Raw genomic sequence first — 17,858 nt, 5'->3', positions numbered from 1 at the left:
CGGGCTTGCTCGCGAAAGCGGTGGGTCAGTCACCCCCATTGTTGAATGTCAGATTACATTCGCGAGCAAGCCCGCTCCCACAGGGAATTCGTGTGTTTTGAGAGTTTCTGAAAAAATTTTGGAGTGAGCTGTAACGCATCGCCCTGTCGTTTCTCTAGAGCAGCAAGCAAGCACAAACGCTTGCCAATCCAAGCTCAATTTCGGAGAAACATCATGACTGCTACCACCCGCACCCTGTCCGCCACCGCCCTGGTTCTGGCCCTCGGTTCTGCCCTGAGCATCGCCGCTGTCTCCACTGCCCACGCCGCTGACGACAACATGGAAAAATGCTTCGGCGTGGCCATGAAAGGCAAAAACGATTGCGCCGCGGGCGCTGGCACCACCTGCGCCGGTACCGCCAAAATGGATCATCAGGCCAATGCCTGGAAACTCGTCCCTAAAGGCACCTGCACCACCACGATGAGCAAAACCTCGCCAACCGGTTTCGGCCAGCTGGAAGCTTACAAAGCCAAGTCGTAATCAGAACCCAGCCTGAGTGTCGACCATGAACCCTTCATCTTCCGGGCTCCCGCCCCGCTCCGGGCTGGGGCTCAAGACCGAGCACTTTAGTGAAGTGCTCGGTGCACAACCGGACATCGGCTTCTTCGAAGTCCACGCCGAAAACTACATGGTGGCCGGCGGCCCGTTTCATCATTTCCTGGGGTTGATCCGCGAGCGATATCCGCTGTCGCTACACGGCGTCGGCCTGTCCATTGGTGCCGAAGGTCCGCTGGATCTTCAGCACCTGCAAAGGCTTGCCACGCTGATCGAACGCTATCAACCCCAATCCTTTTCCGAACACCTGGCCTGGTCCAGCCATGGCCCGGTGTTTCTCAATGACCTGCTACCCCTGGCCTACGATGCGCCGACGCTGAACCGCGTCTGCGAGCACATCGATCAGGTGCAGAGCACCCTCAAACGCCCAATGCTGCTGGAGAACCCGGCGACGTATCTGGCGTTCCAGCGCTCGACAATCGATGAAGCCAACTTCATCAGCGAAGTCATTCGCCGCACTGGCTGCGGCCTGCTGCTGGACGTCAACAACGTCTACGTCTCCTGCATCAATCACCAAAGGGATCCGCTGGCCTATATCGACGCGCTGCCGCTGCATGCGGTGGGAGAGATCCATCTGGCCGGGTTTGCCGAAGACACCGACAGCCTCGGCGACCGTTTGCTGATCGACGATCACGGTGCGCCCATCGATAACGCGGTGTGGTCACTGTATCGGCAAGTGCTGGAACGGGTTGGCCCGATTGCCACGTTGATCGAGCGCGACAACCAGTTACCCGCCTTCAGCGTGCTGCATGCCGAAGCCCGTCAGGCCGATGAGTTGCTGCATTGCGCGGGGGGCCGATCATGAGCACTCAAGCTGCGTTTGCCGCCGCCCTGCTCGATCCGCAACGACCCTGCCCCGAGGGTTTGTTCAGCGCCAATGGTGCCGATCCCGCCAGCCGTTTCGCGGTGTATCGCAACAATGTGCAGAGCTCGCTGATCAACGCCCTGGCCGACAGTTACCCAGTGGTTTTGCAATTGGTGGGCGATAAGTTCTTTCGGGCGATGGCGGGGCTGTATGTGCAGAGTTGCCCGCCTCAAGGCCCACTCATCAACGACTACGGCAAGGACTTCGCCGAGTTCATCGACAACTTTGAACCGGCAGCCGGTGTGCCTTATCTGGCTGACATGGCGCGGTTGGAGCGGTTGCGCGTTCAGGCCTATCACGCCGCCGATGCGCAGCCCTTGCGCCATGAACAGATCGCCGCCGCGCTATCAGACCCGCAGGCGCTGAGCGAGCTGACGGTGGGGTTCCATCCCTCCCTGAATCTGCTGACTTCAGCCTTTGCCGTGGTTGCGATCTGGGCCGCGCATCAACAGGACGCGACGCTGGCCGGGATCGACCTCGACCACGGGCAAAACGCGCTGGTGTTGCGCAATGGTCTGGAGGTTGAGGTCTTTGCCATCGACCACGGCGCCAGCACTTTCATTCAGAACCTGCGAAACGGCCAATCCCTGACCCAAGCGCTAGAGACAGCGCCCGCCTTCGACCTCAGCCAAACCCTCGCGCTGCTGATCAGCCACCACGTCATCACCCATTTACACCACAATCAGGTATCGCCATGAACAGTCGCCAGAACCCCATCGCCCGCGCCATCGCGCTGCTGGAAAAAATCCCCCACAGCCTGATCGCCTTTATCGCGCGTTTTTCCATTGCCGCAGTGTTCTGGAAGTCCGGGCAAACCAAGGTGGAAGGTCTGGCCATCGACTTGATCGACGGCACGTTTCAACTCGGCATACCAAGGCTGGCGGACTCGACTATTCCGTTGTTCGAGAGCGAATATCACCTGCCGCTGCTCTCCCCGGAATTGGCGGCGTACCTGGCGGCCTTCGCCGAGCATTTCTTTCCGATTCTGATCCTGATCGGCTTCGCCACCCGCTTTTCGGCCCTGGCATTGTTGGGCATGACCCTGACCATTCAACTGTTCGTCTACCCCGATGCCTATCCGACTCACGGCACCTGGGCGGCGGTGTTGCTGTATTTGATGGCGAGGGGACCGGGCAAGTTGTCGATTGATCATCTGATTGCCCGACGTTACGCCCGCTAATCCCTACCTCAGAATTCCAGACGATATAGAACCAATATGGGAGCGTGGTGAGACGTTACCGCTGAAGCCGATCCAGTGCCTCACCACTGCGCTTGAACCAGCCAATCAAATAATCCGCCAGCACTTGGGTACGTTTCGGTAAACCGCCCTGATACGGGTGCACCAGGTACATCGGCATGCTGCGGGTCTGATAATCGCGCAGGAGCCAGCGCAAACGCCCGTCAGCCAATTCCTCTTGCAGCAAGTACGACGGTAAACGCGCAATGCCCGCATCAGCCAGTGCGGCCTTCTTCAAGAGGTTGTAGTGGTTGCTGGCGAACGGCCCTGACACTCGCACCCGCAGTAACTCGTGCTGTTGGTGATAGAGCCATTCTTCGCGACCGCTGTAATGGCTGTTGAGCAGGCAGCGGTGCTCGGCCAGAGCCTGAGGCGTCAGCGGTTCACCGAATCGCTCAAGGTATGCGGGGCTGGCACAGGTCATCTCGTGCCAGGCCAGTAGCGGACGGGCGACCAGGCGTTCGTCGTGGGCCACCTCCGAGCGGATCGCCAGATCGAACCCGTCCCGGGACAGATCACGGTAGTTATTGTTGAGCTCCAGTTCGATCTGCACCTCGGGGTATTGCCGGGAAAACTCCAGCAGTGCGCCGTCAAAGAATGTTTCCCCCAGTGAAACCGGAACCGTCATCCGCACCGGACCGGCCATGTCGTCTTTCAACCGCGCCAAGGCCTGACGTGCTCGCTCGACTTGAACCACCAGCGCCTGGGCTTGCGGCAACAACGCCGCGCCCGCCGCCGTCAGGCTCAAGCGGCGCGTGGTGCGTTGTAGCAACACCACGCAAAACCGCGTTTCCAGCAGGCTGATGCGCTTGGAAAGTTGCCCTTTGCTGCAACCCAGTTGCTGCGCCGCCAAGGTGAAACTGCCCGCCTCGATCAACACTGCGAACGCCGCCAGGTCGTCCATTTCGCTCATTGAATTGTTTCCATTTGAAAACCAAAGGTTGCCTATTAGCCCGCTTATCAATGGGAAAAACCACTCTAAACTTAAATTTAAATCCAACCCATTCAGGTACAGCACGATGAAAATTCTTTTGATTGGTGCCTCCGGCACCGTCGGTTCGGCCATTGACCATGAACTGTCTCAGCGCCACGAAATCATCCGTATCGGTCGTAAAAGCGGTGAGTTCCAGGTCGATATCAGTGACAGCGCCTCGATCCGCAAATTGTTCCAACAGACCGGCAACTTTGATGCGCTGATCTGCGCCGCCGGCAGTGTCAACTTCGTGCCGCTGGCGACCATGACCGAACAGGACTTCGAACTCGGCTTGCGGGACAAGCTGATGGGTCAGGTCAACCTGCTGCTGATCGGCCGGGAATTCGCCAATGACGGTGCGTCATTCACCTTCACTACAGGCATCCTCAGCCACGATCCGATTCGTACCGGCAGCTCTGCCTCCATGGTCAACGGCGCCCTGGACAGCTTCGTCCGTGCAGCGGCGATCGAACTGCCGCGCGGCTTGCGCATCAACTCGGTCAGCCCGAATGTGCTGGTCGAAGCCATGGGCAGCTACGCTCCGTACTTCCGCGGTTTCAAACCGGTCCCCGCCGCCGAAGTGGCGCTGGCCTACGCCAAAAGCGTGGAAGGCTTACAGACCGGCCAGACCTACCGCGTCGGCTAAACCGAACGCGCCCCGTAGGAAAACAAGGACATTGCAGGGTTGTGATGAACGGTCAGGCTGAGTAACGTGGCGGCACTTGTCAGGAGACTCAAAGATGCGTGCTGCCCGTTCCCTAATGCTCGTTGCCCTGCTTCCGCTGTTCACCGCCTGCCAGTTGCTTGATGGCCCGCGCGAAAGTGCTTCCCATGTGGGCCAGACCCGCATGCAGGGCCAGTTGACGGCGGCCGACGGCAAGTTGCTGTTCCAGCCGTGCAATGAGCAGCGCAGTTATGTGGTCAACGACATCGGCGGCACCAGCGTCCTGCAAGAGGCCGCAACCCTGGCCGATGATCAGGGCAAGTTGTTTGCTGACGTGCGTGGCCGGATCGTTGCCAGTGGTGCCGATAGCCGGCTCGATCTGGGGCAGCTGTACCGCGTCGAGCGCTCCGGCACGGCGTGCGACGATCCCAATTTCAAACAGCTGACTCTGCGCGCCGCCGGCCATGGCCCTGAATGGAACGTCAAAGTCAGCGGCAAAGGCATGGTCATCGACCGCGCCGGCCAGCCGCCCTTGGCCCTGCCATACGTTGAAGAGCAACTGGGCGATGGCCGCTTCAACCTCAGCACCGAAGCCAATAACCAGCGCATCGAGCTGTGGGTCGCGCCGCAACGCTGCGTCGACAACAGCACCGGCAGCGTGCAGCACATGAGCGCCGAGCTGCGCATCGATGGCCAGGTGCAACGCGGCTGCGGGTATTTTGGCGGATCGCGTAACGACTGATCGTTTTTGCCTCACGGGAATCATCCTTTGAGGCTTATAATCGCGGGCTTCAAACGCCTTGGCGCAGTTGTGCGCCCCGCGAACCGGATCCCGTCATGTTACGAATCACCGAACTCAAGCTGCCGATCGACCATCCCGAAGAAGACCTGCGCCCTGCCATCGTGCAGCGCCTGGGCATCGCCAGTGATGACCTGCTCGACTTCACCTTGTTCAAGCGCAGCTACGATGCGCGCAAAAAGTCCTCCGAACTGTGCTTCATCTACACCATTGACCTCAACGTTCGCGATGAGGCGTCGGTGCTGCACAAATTCGCCGATGACCGTAACGTCAACGTGGCGCCGGATGTCAGCTACAAAGTGGTCGGCCAGGCGCCGGCCGACCTGAGCCAACGTCCGATCGTGGTCGGGTTCGGCCCCTGCGGGATCTTCGCCGGGCTGCTGCTGGCGCAGATGGGCTTCAAGCCGATCATTCTCGAGCGCGGCACTGAAGTTCGCCAGCGCACCAAGGACACTTGGGGCCTGTGGCGCAAAAGCGTGCTCAACCCCGAATCCAACGTGCAGTTTGGTGAAGGCGGCGCGGGGACGTTCTCCGACGGCAAGCTCTACAGCCAGATCAAGGACCCGAAATTCATCGGTCGCAAAGTCTTGCACGAGTTCGTCAAGGCCGGCGCGCCGGAAGAAATCCTTTACGTCAGCAAGCCGCACATCGGTACGTTCCGTCTGACCGGTGTAGTGGAAAACATGCGTGAGCAGATTCGCGCCATGGGCGGCGAAGTGCGCTTCCAGCAGCGCGTCACCGATGTGTTGATCGAGGACGGCCAACTGGTCGGCGTCGAGCTCAATGGCGGCGAGCAGATCCACTCGAAACACGTGATTCTGGCCCTCGGCCACAGCGCCCGGGACACCTTCCGCATGTTGCACAGCCGCGGCGTGTACATGGAAGCCAAACCGTTTTCGGTGGGTTTCCGCATCGAACACCCGCAATCACTGATCGACCGCGCGCGCCTGGGCAAATACGCCGGGCACCCGAAACTCGGCGCCGCCGATTACAAACTGGTGCACCACGCCAGCAACGGTCGTTCGGTCTACAGCTTCTGCATGTGCCCGGGTGGCACCGTGGTGGCGGCGACCTCCGAGCCGAATCGCGTGGTCACCAATGGCATGAGCCAGTACTCGCGTAACGAGCGCAACGCCAACTCCGGAATCGTCGTCGGGATCACCCCGGAAGTCGATTACCCGGGCGGCCCGCTGGCTGGCATCGAGTTGCAGGAACGCCTGGAATCCCACGCCTTTGTGCTGGGCGGCAGCAATTACGAAGCGCCAGCGCAATTGGTCGGCGACTTTATCGCAGGCAAGCCATCCACTGAATTGGGCAGCGTCGAGCCCTCCTATAAGCCGGGCGTTGCCTTGGGCGATTTGGCCCTGGCTTTGCCGGCATTCGCTATCGAAGCGATTCGCGAAGCCTTGCCGGCGTTCGAAAAGCAGATTCGTGGCTACTCGTTGCACGACGCGGTATTGACCGGGATCGAGACGCGCACGTCATCACCGCTGCGGATTACCCGTAACGAGTCGATGCAAAGCCTGAACGTGAAGGGCTTGTTCCCGGCCGGTGAAGGCGCAGGTTATGCGGGCGGGATCCTGTCGGCGGGCGTCGACGGGATTCGGATTGCCGAAGCCGTGGCCCGAGACATCCTTGGCCTCGAGGCCTAACACGAAATCACCGAAATAACACAAAACCTGTGGGAGCCGGGCTTGCCCGCGATAGCGGTGGATCAGTCAACATTTCTGTTGAATTTGAATCCGTCATCGCGGGCAAGCCCGGCTCCCACATGGTCTTCAGCGTCTGAAAAATCTTAGATATTTGCGCGCAACACGCTGGCCGGCAATGGCTCGCCGCGCTCGACACTCGCCGCCACGGCATCCATCAAACCACTCAACTCATACCCCTGGGCTTTGAGCCAGGCCTGATCGTAATAGGTGGTGGCATAGCGCTCGCCGCCATCGCACAGAATCGCCACGATCGACCCCGACTCCCCCGCCGCCACCATCTGCTGGGCGGCCATCAAGGCGCCGATCAGGTTGGTCCCGCTCGACCCGCCAACCCGTCGCCCCAAACGCTGCGCAAGGTAATGCATGGCCGCCAGCGACAACGCGTCCGGCACTTTGACCATCGCATCGATCACCTTGGGCAGGAACGACGCCTCCACCCGTGGCCGGCCAATGCCTTCAATCCGTGACCCGCAATCCAGGCGCAGACTGGCATCGCCAGTCTGGTAATAATCGAAGAACACCGAACGCTCGGCATCGGCGCACAGCACGCGGGTGCAGTGCTGGCGATAGCGCACGTAACGACCGAGCGTGGCGGTGGTGCCGCCGGTGCCGGGGCTGGAAATCAGCCAGCTCGGTTCCGGGTGTTGTTCGAAACGCATCTGCTGGAAGATCGATTCGGCGATGTTGTTGTTCGCCCGCCAGTCGGTGGCGCGTTCGGCGTAGGTAAATTGGTCGATAAAGTGCCCATCGTGTTCGCGAGCCAGGCGCTCGGATTCGGCGTAGATCTGCGTCGGATCGTCCACCAGATGGCTCTTGCCCCCATAGAAAGCGATCTGAGCAATCTTTTCCTTGGACGTGGTCGCGGGCATCACTGCAATGAACGGCAACCCCAGCAACCGGGCGAAGTACGCCTCGGAAATCGCCGTCGAACCGCTGGAGGCTTCGATCACAGGCGCACCGGGTTTGAGCCAGCCGTTACACAGGGCGTAGAGAAATAACGAGCGCGCCAACCGATGTTTCAGGCTACCGGTGGGGTGGCTCGACTCATCCTTGAAATACAACTCGATGCCCGGCAACCCCGGCAGCGGCAAGGGGATCAGGTGGGTGTCGGCGCTGCGCTGGAAGTCGGCTTCGATGATCCGGATGGCTTCGCGGGCCCACTGTCGGTTGTCGCTCATGATGGTTTTCTCGTTGAATCAGGCGAAGAGTCGGCCTTGTCGCAAGGCTCAGCCCACAAGCTTAGGAAAGAACCTACATCATGCACAGATACAGCTGAGGTCCAATACGTCCGGCAACTGCTAGGCTCAGGCCTTTGCTGACCGTCCGCGTTGTAACGGCATATAACAAAAAAGAATATAACTTTTGTTTTAACAACTAACGGTACGGGTTAGGGTGTGCCACCTTTTGAATTCATCGATGGAGAGCGACCTTGCCTCTGCGTAGCACGTTCACGCGTTTCTTTCAGTTGGAAGCTGCCAGCGGTCTGTTATTGATCGCCGCCGCTGTCCTCGCCCTGATCATCAACAATTCATCGCTGTCGTGGCTGTATAGCGGCCTGCTGGACACCCCCGTGGTGGCACAGATCGGCGCGCTGAAAATCGCCAAGCCACTACTGCTGTGGATCAACGACGGCCTGATGGCCCTGTTCTTCCTGTTGATCGGCCTGGAAGTGAAACGCGAAGTCCTCGACGGCCAATTGTCTAAACCGTCGCAAATCGTCCTGCCCGGCGCGGCGGCGATTGGCGGCATGGTGGTGCCGGCGCTGATCTACTGGTTCCTCAACCGCGACAACCCGTCCGCCCTGAGTGGCTGGGCCATCCCTACGGCCACCGACATTGCCTTCGCTCTCGGCGTGCTGGCCCTGCTGGGCAAACGCGTGCCGGTGTCGCTGAAACTGTTCCTGATGACCCTGGCGATCATCGACGACCTGGGCGCGATTATCATCATCGCGATCTTCTATTCCGGCGCGCTGTCGACCTTGTCCCTGGCACTGGCCGCTGCCTGCATCGCGGCCTTGATCGGGATGAATCGACTCGGCGTGGTCAAGCTCGGGCCGTACATGATCATCGGGCTGATCCTCTGGGTCTGCGTGCTCAAGAGCGGCGTGCACGCCACGCTGGCCGGCGTGACCCTGGCCTTCTGCATTCCACTGCGCACGAAAAACGCCGAGCCTTCGCCGCTGCTGACCCTGGAACATGCCCTGCATCCGTGGGTGGCCTACGGCATTCTGCCGCTGTTTGCCTTCGCCAACGCCGGCCTGTCCCTGAGCGGCGTGACCGTCGAAAGCTTCACCCACGACGTGCCAATGGGCATCGCCGTCGGCCTGCTGCTGGGCAAGACCATCGGTGTCTACGGTCTGACCTGGCTGGCGGTAAAAATCGGCATCGCCACCCTGCCCCAAGGCGCCAACTGGGGCCAGGTGCTGGGCGTGGCGATCCTTTGCGGTATCGGTTTCACCATGAGCCTGTTCGTCGGTTCCCTGGCCTTCGTGCCCGGCAGCAGTGAATACGCCGGAATGGACCGGATGGGGATTCTCACCGGTTCGATTCTGGCGGCATTGATCGGTTATGCGGTGACGGCGGCGGCGAGTCGCAAGAGCACTGTGCTGCAGTCCTGAACGATAGAGAACACTCTTAGCGACATTCAGGATTCGTCCTACAGCCACGATCAGCCACGTTCGTTAACGTCGCGCAGCCCCTCTTTCGGGGGTTGCCGATGGACGAACGAAAGGACAATCAGTGGCTGGCAACAAGGACATCCCCCGGGTTAAAAACCCACCGTCCGGCGACGGACATCACGTCACTCACCGGTTCATGACGGCCACCGAACTGGCCGAGCGGGACGCCAGGCAAAACGCTTACGATGCGATGCTCGCCAGGCAAGACGCCTTCGAGCGCAGTCGTGAGATCGTTGCCAAAAAGGACGAATCCGTTCGCGCCGGATGCGTCTTCGCCAAGTCCTGCAAGCTGCCGGACGCCATCATCGACTATTCGAATCCTTCGGGCATGGTGCCCACCGACAGCCTCAAGGACTACGGAGAAGTCGCCTGGCTCGGCGCCCGTGAAGCAGATGATGCAGGGCTGCTGAATCTCGAAACTATCAGCGGCAGTACCCTCTCGCTCGGCATTGGTCGACTTGCACTGAGTGCCCCGGCGCTCGCTGCCCCGGTCGCAACAATCAGTGCCGCCGGGGCCACCGCATTGGCCACGGTGGTCGCGCTGTTCTGGACCCCAAGCCTGGGTGACAGCGCGCTCTATACCGAAGATCAACTGCGCGCCCTTAAGCAGGCCCGCACCCGCGTTCGACTGAAAGTCGAGCAACAAGCTGACGGCAGTCTCAAGGGATATGGTTTCTACACCGGTAAGAACCGCGACTGGGAAATGGTCGATGTCGTGCAGTTCAGCTTGCGCGGCAGTCAGCAGGTGGCGGATCTCGGGGATGGTGTTGAGCTGATCTGGACACCGGCCGTGGATGGTTCCGACATCCTCGGTATTCCAGCGCTGGAGGCTGCGCCGAAGGCGCCGCATATTTGGGTTTATCCGCCGACGAAAGCGGCGGATAGCATCATCGTGAATCCGGTTTATCCGCCTGAGTACAAGGATTTCATTCTTGTGTTTCCGGTTGGTTCGGGGGTAAATCCGGTTTATGTAGTGATGAGCATGCCGGGGGATCATAAGTACTACGATGATCCGGAAACCCTCCCAGGCTTCCCTGATGCATTCCCCGTAAAACCGAAGGTTTCAGTTCGAGGTGGAGGCAAAAAACGAGCCCGATGGCTAGACCGCAGAGGCCGTATATATGAGTGGGACTCCAAAAGCGGTGCTGTAGAGCTTTACGATAAATTCGGAGTGCATTTGGGCGAATTCAATCACGTAACCGGCGAGCAAACTAAAAAGGCAAAGCCTGGTAGAAGAACCTCAAGAAACTGAAGAGAAAAATTATGCGCTACCTATCCATCACCGGTTTTTACCCCGATGAAAAACAAGATGACTCGCTGCAGTTCCAACTGACCATCAAAGACTATGAATTGAACCAGGCATTGGCTCAATTGACCGAGTCAAAAAAACTGGAAGAAATAGAGCCTGGAGAGCTGGAGCTGACAGGTGCTCAAATCCTACAGATTGCAGAACTACTAGAAGTCGACTTCCCCGAGGGGTTGGAATATTTCATAGGCGCCCGCGCCGCGTCGTGACAATCCTTAACAAACAAAACCCCGACCAGTCACCTGATCGGGGTTTTGTTTTACCCGCTTCCGCTTAGTGCGTAACGCGGCTGGTGCCATCAACCGTAGCGATCCGCACCCGCTCACCCACGCGGAACACTTCGTTTGGCTGAACTTGCTGCACGTAGGCGCGCATGCTGCCATCGTCTTCGCGCACGGTGATTTCAACGCCTTGCGTACGGGTCAGGCCTTCTTCGGCAGCCGAACCCACCAGGCCGCCGGCGACAGCGCCGATGACCGCTGCGACGATGCTGCCGCGACCGCCACCGATGGCGCTACCGCCGACACCACCCACGACTGCGCCGGCGGCGCTGCCGATCGGGGTTTTGGTGCCTTCGATTTTCACCGGACGCAGGGCTTCGATGGTACCCATGCGAATCGTCTGCACACGACGCGCTTCGTCACGGGAGTAGGAGTCACCGGTCAGGCTCGATTGGCAACCGGAGAGCAACATCGCCATCGTGGAAAAGGAAGCAACCAGCAGAACAGACTTACGCATAGCATCAAACTCCATAGGACAGGTATCCATTAAACTCCGCAGCTTGACGCCTGTCACGGCATTGCCCGGATAAAATTGGTTTCATTCAGGCCCGATACAGGCACTTTTTCGAACTCAGCACACAGTAGCGTCAAATTACAAAATCTGCGCCGCTGACCCAAGGATTTTCATGGATTACTTCATCATTGTCGTCACGACGGTCGCCGGCTTGTACTTCCATGGGTGGCTTTACGTGCGGATCAAACGCTGGATGGACCGAGATCTGGCGTTATCACTGGCGGGTAAAGACGAACAGAAAAGAGCCTTTATGCTCCAGCAACTGGCGAGCGCTCAAACGCAGAAGATCAAGCGGCGGGACCTGCCTCAGTGGCTGGAGGCCGCTGCGGCAAGGTATCCCGATCGGTAGACTGTTTAAGGGGCCAGGCGTTCACGAACCCAGTCGGAGCCTTGCAAGCGGTAGTTGAGGCGATCGTGCAGACGGCTCGGACGGCCCTGCCAGAATTCGATGCGCTCGGGTAGCAAGCGATAACCGCCCCAGTGCTCGGGGCAATGGGGCTGAGTGTCGCTGAAACGTTGCTCAGTGTTCTTGAGTAACGCTTCCAGTTCGCCGCGATCGGCGATCACCCGGCTCTGGGGCGAGGCCCAGGCACCGAGGCGGCTGCCCAGAGGACGAACCTGATAGTAGGCGTCGGACTCTTCAGGCGTGACCTTCACCACCCGCCCTTCGATGCGCACCTGGCGCTCCAGGGCTGGCCAGAAGAACGTCATGGCCGCAAATGGATTGGCTGCCAGTTGCTGACCCTTGTCGCTTTCGTAGTTGGTGAAGAAGGTGAAGCCCTGCTCGTCCAGGCCCTTGAGCAGCAAGATGCGGCAATGCGGCCGACCGTCCTGATCGACGGTGGCCAGCGTCATGGCATTCGCCTCCACCGGCACCTGCTCGGTTTTAACCGCATCGGCAAACCACTGATGGAACAGCGCGAACGGCTCTGCCGGGGCTTGCGCCTCGGTCAGGCCATCTCGGGTGTAGTCGCGACGCATATCTGCCAAGGGCCGGGTCATGGCGCATTCCTTTTGGTTAACGAATCACTTCTTTGTGTCATCGGCGACAGCGACTTTCTTGGTGTCGGCAGCAGCTTTGGCCGGCGCAGTCTTTTTCACGACGGCTTTTTTGGCTGGTGCCTTGGCAGCCGCTTTCTTGGCCGGTGCCTTTTTCGTCGTCGGCACAGACGCTTTCTTCGCAGCAGGCGCCGGGGTCACAGGCTTGGCCACTGGCTTGATGTCTTGCGCAGCGACCATCGTTTTCACCGGTGCCGGAGCCGGCATGTTGTACTTGCTCAGCAACGCGACCATGGTATTTGCCGGCGTCACCAACAGCTCGACGCGACGGTTCAAGGCACGACCTTCAGAACTGTCGTTGGCGGCACGCGGAGCCTCACCACCCATGCCGCGCAGCATCAGGCGATCACGCTGCAGACCGCTGAGGCGGAAGATCGCCGCCACGGCCTGGGCGCGTTCCTGGCTCAGCTTGACGTTGGCCGGTGCGGCGCCCGACGTATCACTGTGACCCAGTACCAGCACGGCAGTCTTTGGATCGACTTCGAGGATTTTCGCGACACGGGTGAACGGGCCGAGGGTCACCGGCAGCAGCATGGCCGGACGATCAGGGTTGAACGAGCCTTCTACGGGGGCCGTGACGACCAGCACGTTTTCACGACGCTCGAGTTTCAGGTTGCTGTCCTTGATCGCTTCGCGCAGACGCGGTTCGTAGTCGTCGAGCCAGGCCTGGGTGACTTTCGGGTCGGGCATCGGCACGGCTTTGGCGGTGCTCTGCTCCTTGCCGCCGAACGGCCACCACCAATTGCCACTGGCATCGGCTTCAGCCTTGGCTGCAACGGCCGGCTTGGCTTCAGGTTTAACTTCAGGTTTAACTTCCGGTTTCACGTCCAGTTTGGCCACTTTGTCGGCAGCGTCATCGGAACCGAACGGCCAGTACCAAGGGGATGCACTGTCAGCCTTGGCGACGGGTGCTGTTGCAGCAGGTTTCAGCGTGGCCGGGGCCGGGTCTTTGGTCGCAACCTTGTCGGAAGAGCCGAACGGCCACCAGCTGCCGCCGTCTGCGTCATTTTGTGGGGTTTGTGCGCAACCGGTAATAGCGAAGCACAGGGCCAGGGCAAGAGTTTTATTGGATGACATGGGATATCCACAAAATGAAATAATGAAAAATCAGACCGGGTTGCCCCGGATAAACAGCGCTTTGAAACCACAAAGGCTTTCGGGTTCCGGCCCTGGCCCCCTTAAGCGTGATTTACAGACAAGTGGCCAGTACTCGCACAAGCTTTTGCGCTCGTGGATCCATCAGGACGTACGGCCCCAAGGTATTTGTCACAAAGCCGAAGGCCACATCGTATTCTGGGTCAGCAAAACCGATGGAGCCGCCGGCGCCCGGGTGACCGAATGCCCGTGGGCCGAGGCCGTAGGTGGCGTTGGGTACGTCCGGTTGATCGAGCATGCAACCCAGGCCGAATCGGGTCCGGGTCAATAAAGTCTTGTCTTCGCCAACGCTGTGTTCGCGGGTCAGCTCCTCGAGCATTTCGCTTTCCAGCAGGCTGCCGTCGAGCAACCCGGCGTAGAACCCGGCCAGGCTGCGGGCATTGCCATGGCCATTGGCGGCCGGCTGCTGCATGCGCCGCCATTCCGGTTTGTTGGTGCTGGTCATTATAGACGGCGGGTTGGTGAAGGCCCGGGTGGTCATGGCTGTCGGTTCGCGCATGGTCACTTGCAGCAAGCGCTGGGCCGCGGCATCGCCGAGGTTGCCCTTGCTACGGGCAATGTGCGCCACACGATGGAACTCTTTGTCGGCAAGGCCGACGTGAAAGTCCAGCCCCAACGGCTTCGCGACTCGCGCCACGATGGACTCGCCCGGCCCACGACCGTCGGCGCGACGCAGTAACTCACCGACCAGCCAGCCGTAAGTGATCGCCGCATAACCGTGACCTTCTCCCGGCGTCCACCAGGGGGCTTCGGCGGCCAGGGCATCGACCATGGTCTGCCAGTCGTAAAGTGCTTCTGGCGCCAGCAATTCGCGCAGCGCAGGCAGACCGGCCTGATGGCAGAGCAAGTGGCGCAGGGTCACGGATTCTTTGCCGGCGGCAGCGAACTCGGGCCAGTAGCGGGCGACCGGAGCATCCAGTTGCAGCTTGCCTTCGGCCACCAGTTGCAGCGCGGTTACGGCGGTGAAGGTCTTGGTGCAGGAAAACAGGTTGGCGATGGTGTCGCTGTGCCAGGCCTCAAGGCCGTCCTTGCCGGCGGTACCGCCCCAGAGGTCGAGAACGGTTTCACCGCCAATCCGGATGCACAACGCCGCGCCACGCTCCTGAGGATCGTCGAACAGCGCCGCAAAAGCTTCGCGCACCGCTTCGAACTTAAGCTCGTAATGACCCTGAATCTGCACCCGCAACTCTCCCGGATAAACGCTCTACAAAGTGGCCCGCATTGTTCCAGCCCTTGAGGGTTTTGGGAACAGGGTCGGGCCGGGCGGTCAGTCGCCCATGGATTGGATCAGAAATTAACGGCGTCTTTGTGGACGCCTTCGCGGGCAAGCCTCGCGCCTACAGGGATTGCGCAATCCCTGTAGGCGCGAGGCTTGCCCGCGAAGAACGATAACGCGCGCTCAGCGGTTAATGACCATTACCTGAATGCCCGCCCGCATGGCCTGCGCCCTGCTTCGCATCTTTGGCGGTAGCGCCTTGCTTGCTACCCTCGCCCTCATGGTTCTCGGTGGCTTTTTCCGCCTCGGCTTTGGCCTTCTCGGCCTCTTTGCCGAGTTGATCGAGAGTCTGCAAGTTGCTTTTGCGCACAGCGTCGACAAAGCCCTGGAACGGCAGATCAGTAATACCCACCAGCCCGAAGTGACCGTTCTCGCCATCCAGCAGGCGACCGGTCACCGGTTGATCGAGGTACTGGAACCAGTGCACCCCGACAATCGACGGTTCGCTCATCGCTTGTTTCAGGAAGTTGGCGTAGGCCGGGCCGCGGTCTTCTTCTTTCGCCAGTTGCGTCACGCCGCCCCAGAACGGGCCGCGATCCGTCGAGCCGAAGTTGAACTCAGTGATCAGCACCGGTTTGTCCAGACTGCGCAGTCTGGCGAAGTCGTAACCGTCCTGGGGTTGCAGGGTGTACATATTGAAGCTCAACACGTCGCAGTATTGCGCGCAGGACTCGACGGCTTCCGGGGTGCTGACGGCAAAACGACCGCCCAACAACAACTGGTTCGGCGCATGCCATTTGAGCGAATCTGAAACGGTTTTGAAGTAGGTGTCGGCGAACACTTTCTGGAAGTATTTGAAGTCGGCTTCGATCTCCGGGTATTCGGCGCTCGGCTGCGGTGGTACGAAGCCGGGGTCTTCCATCAATTCCCAAGCCGGCAGATCAATGCCCCAGGCTTTGGAAAGGCCCGCCTGGTTGCGGTACTTGTCACGCAGTTGTTTGAGGAAGGCACGTTTGGCCGGCACATCGGTGGTCATTTTCAAAGTGCCGTAGGCCAGCGCGTAACGGGCCTTCGGGTCATCGCCGGGACCGGCCCAGGCCAGTTCATTGTCGGCGAAGTAACCGATCAGCCATGGATCGTCGCGATGGTCGCGGGCGGCAATGGCCACGGCGCGCTCGGTGGCCATGGCGAAACGCGGATCGAACGGGTCGGGCATGCCGCCCCACCAATCGGTACCGGTGCTGATGCTGGCGTAATCGCCGACGATCGACAGCGGCAAGGTGTATGGCACTCGGTCGGCGTTGCCAAACACCGGTGCGCTCCAGTTACCGAGGGTGTTGAAACCCCAGGCTTGCAGGCGATCCAGGGTATGGCTGGCCCAGCGTTGTTCGTCGAAAACCACTTTGCAGGGTTCGGCGGCCGTTTGCTCGGCCGCTTTTTCGACTGATGCTTCAACGGCGCCGGTCTTGGCCGCTTCGGCAACCCCGGCCGCGGATTCGGTCTGCGCAGGAGCGACTGATTGCTCGGCGGCCTTATCGGCCGTCGCCTCGACCGCATCAGCCTTGGCCGCTTCGGCGACACCGGCCTTGGTGTCGCTGCCCGGTGCGCAAGGTTTGCCATACAGACGCTGCAGGTTGGCGCCATAGTAATCGTACCAGCGACCGGCGTTGTAGGCTCGGCCCTGATCGGCGCCATTGCCGCCACGGTTGTCGCCTTCGCCATAATAGCTGGCAAGGGGCTCGTCGGGTTTTGGCAGGGACTCGAACATCCACTCGCGACCGGCGACGTAGGTCTGGTTGACGCTCGGGTTCACGCTGTTGACGCCGAGTGAATAGAACGGATGCCCTTCCGGGGTCACCAGGTACCAGCGGCCGTCACGCTTTTCGGTGCGGAAAAAGCCGCTGGCCTTGAACGCCGGGCCTTTGGTCCAGCCGCCGAACGTGTCCAGGGACTGCTTCTCGCGCTCGGCCAGCCAGGTTTTCAGTTGTTGCTGTTCTTTGGCGGCGGCGGATTTCAATTGCTCGTCGCTGCTGACCTTCTCCGGCCATTTGGCCCGGGTCGATTGACCGTAGGCGTCCACCAATCCGCCATAAACAGCCTTGGTGACAGCCTCGCCGTCCTGCACGCCGAAGCGTTCGAGCAGGATGCTTTGGGCGACTTTCGGCTGATCCATCGACAAAGTGACCGACACCACCTGGCTGCGGTCCAGTTCACCGGCGCTGCTGGCCAGCAATACACGCTGGCCTTCGAAGTTGATCGGCATCGGCGGGCCGGCTTTCATGCCCTGGCTCAAAGGTGAACTCGGCTGCAGTGGCACCAGCAGGGTTTGCGCAGGACCGGCCGGCAGATCGACACGACTGACCAGGGTCTTGCCGTCATTGCTCTGGATTTTCACGTACAGGGTCACGGCCCAGTTCATCGCGCTCTGGATCCGCAAGCTCATGACGCCCGACTGCGACCAGTCCCAGGCACCGGTCTGCGGCGTCAGGCGCAAGGTCGGCTGGGCGACCGGGTTGAAGGTCACACGGCGCAGCACTTCGCCTTCAGCTGTTTGCTCCGCATTGGATTGCGGCAGGCTGGCGTCCTGGGTCGCCACCTGAACCACGTCGGCGGGACGCACAAAGTTGAACAGCGTTTGCTGGCCGGCAGGGGCCGCCAGCAAAGGCGCTGCGAACATCAAGGCAAAAACAGCAGGCAACGAACGGCGAATCATAGGAACGTGGTTCTCCCAAGCGACCATCAATGGGCCAGTGGAACAGCGGTGGCAGTGAGGTAGACAACGCGGTGGGCCTATTTGCCCACCGGT

General features: G+C 60.3%; 18 protein-coding genes. 11 read left to right on the top strand and 7 right to left on the bottom strand.

The genetic code is table 11. The annotated features are described in order from the left end of the window. Window positions 1-213: 213 nt before the first annotated feature. From PSH97_RS06025 to PSH97_RS06010, 4 genes are read left to right on the top strand one after another with little or no spacing between them, the layout of a single operon-like run. Window positions 214-519: a BufA1 family periplasmic bufferin-type metallophore gene (locus PSH97_RS06025; RefSeq protein WP_305423084.1), complete on the top strand. Its 306-nt coding sequence runs from the start codon at window positions 214-216 to the stop codon at window positions 517-519. Window positions 520-544: 25 nt separating this feature from the next. Beyond that, entirely contained in the window at window positions 545-1,399 is an 855-nt protein-coding gene (gene bufB / locus PSH97_RS06020; protein ID WP_305448481.1) for an MNIO family bufferin maturase, read from the top strand. Further along, complete coding sequence (locus PSH97_RS06015; protein WP_305448480.1) at window positions 1,396-2,157, top strand: HvfC/BufC N-terminal domain-containing protein; 762 nt, start codon at window positions 1,396-1,398, stop codon at window positions 2,155-2,157. The genes bufB and PSH97_RS06015 overlap by 4 nt, the downstream gene beginning before the upstream one ends. Continuing rightward, window positions 2,154-2,639 (top strand): DoxX family protein, encoded by a 486-nt coding sequence (locus tag PSH97_RS06010; protein WP_305448479.1) that lies wholly within the window; start codon window positions 2,154-2,156, stop codon window positions 2,637-2,639. The genes PSH97_RS06015 and PSH97_RS06010 overlap by 4 nt, the downstream gene beginning before the upstream one ends. A 55-nt stretch (window positions 2,640-2,694) precedes the next feature. On the opposite strand, the gene PSH97_RS06005 is transcribed toward PSH97_RS06010, so the two are convergent. Continuing rightward, window positions 2,695-3,609: a LysR family transcriptional regulator gene (locus tag PSH97_RS06005; RefSeq protein ID WP_305448478.1), complete on the bottom strand. Its 915-nt coding sequence runs from the start codon at window positions 3,607-3,609 to the stop codon at window positions 2,695-2,697. 106 nt (window positions 3,610-3,715) lie between these two features. Between PSH97_RS06005 and PSH97_RS06000 the strand changes: the two genes are divergently transcribed. The 3 genes from PSH97_RS06000 (at window position 3,716) to PSH97_RS05990 (ending at window position 6,784) form a co-directional block, all read left to right on the top strand. Continuing rightward, window positions 3,716-4,315: a short chain dehydrogenase gene (locus PSH97_RS06000; protein ID WP_038979242.1), complete on the top strand. Its 600-nt coding sequence runs from the start codon at window positions 3,716-3,718 to the stop codon at window positions 4,313-4,315. A gap of 94 nt (window positions 4,316-4,409) precedes the next feature. Continuing rightward, window positions 4,410-5,075 carry a COG3650 family protein gene (locus PSH97_RS05995; RefSeq protein ID WP_305448477.1) on the top strand — a complete coding sequence of 222 codons (666 nt, stop codon included), beginning with the start codon at window positions 4,410-4,412 and terminating at the stop codon, window positions 5,073-5,075. Between the two features lie 95 nt (window positions 5,076-5,170). Next, window positions 5,171-6,784, top strand: a complete 1,614-nt coding sequence (locus PSH97_RS05990; protein WP_305448476.1) for an NAD(P)/FAD-dependent oxidoreductase — start codon at window positions 5,171-5,173, stop codon at window positions 6,782-6,784. Window positions 6,785-6,927: 143 nt separating this feature from the next. On the opposite strand, the gene PSH97_RS05985 is transcribed toward PSH97_RS05990, so the two are convergent. Then, window positions 6,928-8,025 carry a PLP-dependent cysteine synthase family protein gene (locus tag PSH97_RS05985; RefSeq protein ID WP_195840152.1) on the bottom strand — a complete coding sequence of 366 codons (1,098 nt, stop codon included), beginning with the start codon at window positions 8,023-8,025 and terminating at the stop codon, window positions 6,928-6,930. A 248-nt stretch (window positions 8,026-8,273) separates the two neighbouring features. Between PSH97_RS05985 and nhaA the strand changes: the two genes are divergently transcribed. The 3 genes from nhaA (at window position 8,274) to PSH97_RS05970 (ending at window position 11,036) form a co-directional block, all read left to right on the top strand. Next, on the top strand, window positions 8,274-9,461 hold the full coding sequence (gene nhaA, locus PSH97_RS05980) for a Na+/H+ antiporter NhaA (protein WP_305448475.1): 1,188 nt from the start codon (window positions 8,274-8,276) through the stop codon (window positions 9,459-9,461). Window positions 9,462-9,582: 121 nt separating this feature from the next. Continuing rightward, the gene (locus PSH97_RS05975) at window positions 9,583-10,773 is read left to right on the top strand and encodes an S-type pyocin domain-containing protein (RefSeq protein WP_305448474.1); all 1,191 of its coding nucleotides are present in this window, start codon (window positions 9,583-9,585) and stop codon (window positions 10,771-10,773) included. A gap of 11 nt (window positions 10,774-10,784) precedes the next feature. After that, window positions 10,785-11,036, top strand: a complete 252-nt coding sequence (locus PSH97_RS05970; protein ID WP_305448473.1) for a pyocin S6 family toxin immunity protein — start codon at window positions 10,785-10,787, stop codon at window positions 11,034-11,036. Between the two features lie 64 nt (window positions 11,037-11,100). Here PSH97_RS05970 and PSH97_RS05965 read toward each other — a convergent pair whose 3' ends face one another. Further along, window positions 11,101-11,565 (bottom strand): outer membrane lipoprotein, encoded by a 465-nt coding sequence (locus tag PSH97_RS05965; RefSeq protein ID WP_305448472.1) that lies wholly within the window; start codon window positions 11,563-11,565, stop codon window positions 11,101-11,103. Window positions 11,566-11,734: 169 nt separating this feature from the next. Between PSH97_RS05965 and PSH97_RS05960 the strand changes: the two genes are divergently transcribed. After that, on the top strand, window positions 11,735-11,971 hold the full coding sequence (locus tag PSH97_RS05960; protein WP_305448471.1) for a hypothetical protein: 237 nt from the start codon (window positions 11,735-11,737) through the stop codon (window positions 11,969-11,971). Window positions 11,972-11,976: 5 nt separating this feature from the next. On the opposite strand, the gene pdxH is transcribed toward PSH97_RS05960, so the two are convergent. The 4 genes from pdxH to PSH97_RS05940 all read right to left on the bottom strand — a co-directional run bounded on the left by pdxH (window position 11,977) and on the right by PSH97_RS05940 (window position 17,765). Beyond that, the gene (pdxH, locus tag PSH97_RS05955; RefSeq protein WP_305448470.1) at window positions 11,977-12,624 is read right to left on the bottom strand and encodes a pyridoxamine 5'-phosphate oxidase; all 648 of its coding nucleotides are present in this window, start codon (window positions 12,622-12,624) and stop codon (window positions 11,977-11,979) included. 24 nt (window positions 12,625-12,648) lie between these two features. Further along, a complete protein-coding gene (locus PSH97_RS05950; protein ID WP_305448469.1) occupies window positions 12,649-13,758 on the bottom strand; it encodes an OmpA family protein in 1,110 nt (369 codons plus the stop codon). A gap of 112 nt (window positions 13,759-13,870) precedes the next feature. After that, complete coding sequence (locus tag PSH97_RS05945; RefSeq protein WP_305448468.1) at window positions 13,871-15,016, bottom strand: serine hydrolase domain-containing protein; 1,146 nt, start codon at window positions 15,014-15,016, stop codon at window positions 13,871-13,873. Window positions 15,017-15,242: 226 nt separating this feature from the next. Next, window positions 15,243-17,765 (bottom strand): beta-galactosidase, encoded by a 2,523-nt coding sequence (locus PSH97_RS05940; protein ID WP_305448467.1) that lies wholly within the window; start codon window positions 17,763-17,765, stop codon window positions 15,243-15,245. Window positions 17,766-17,858: the final 93 nt, after the last annotated feature.

Origin of the sequence: Pseudomonas cucumis (genome assembly GCF_030687935.1) — a bacterium.
Classification (GTDB): Bacteria; Pseudomonadota; Gammaproteobacteria; order Pseudomonadales; family Pseudomonadaceae; genus Aquipseudomonas; species Aquipseudomonas cucumis.
Note: the sequence above shows the minus strand (reverse complement) of the source record. Positions and strands in the feature narration are given on the sequence as shown.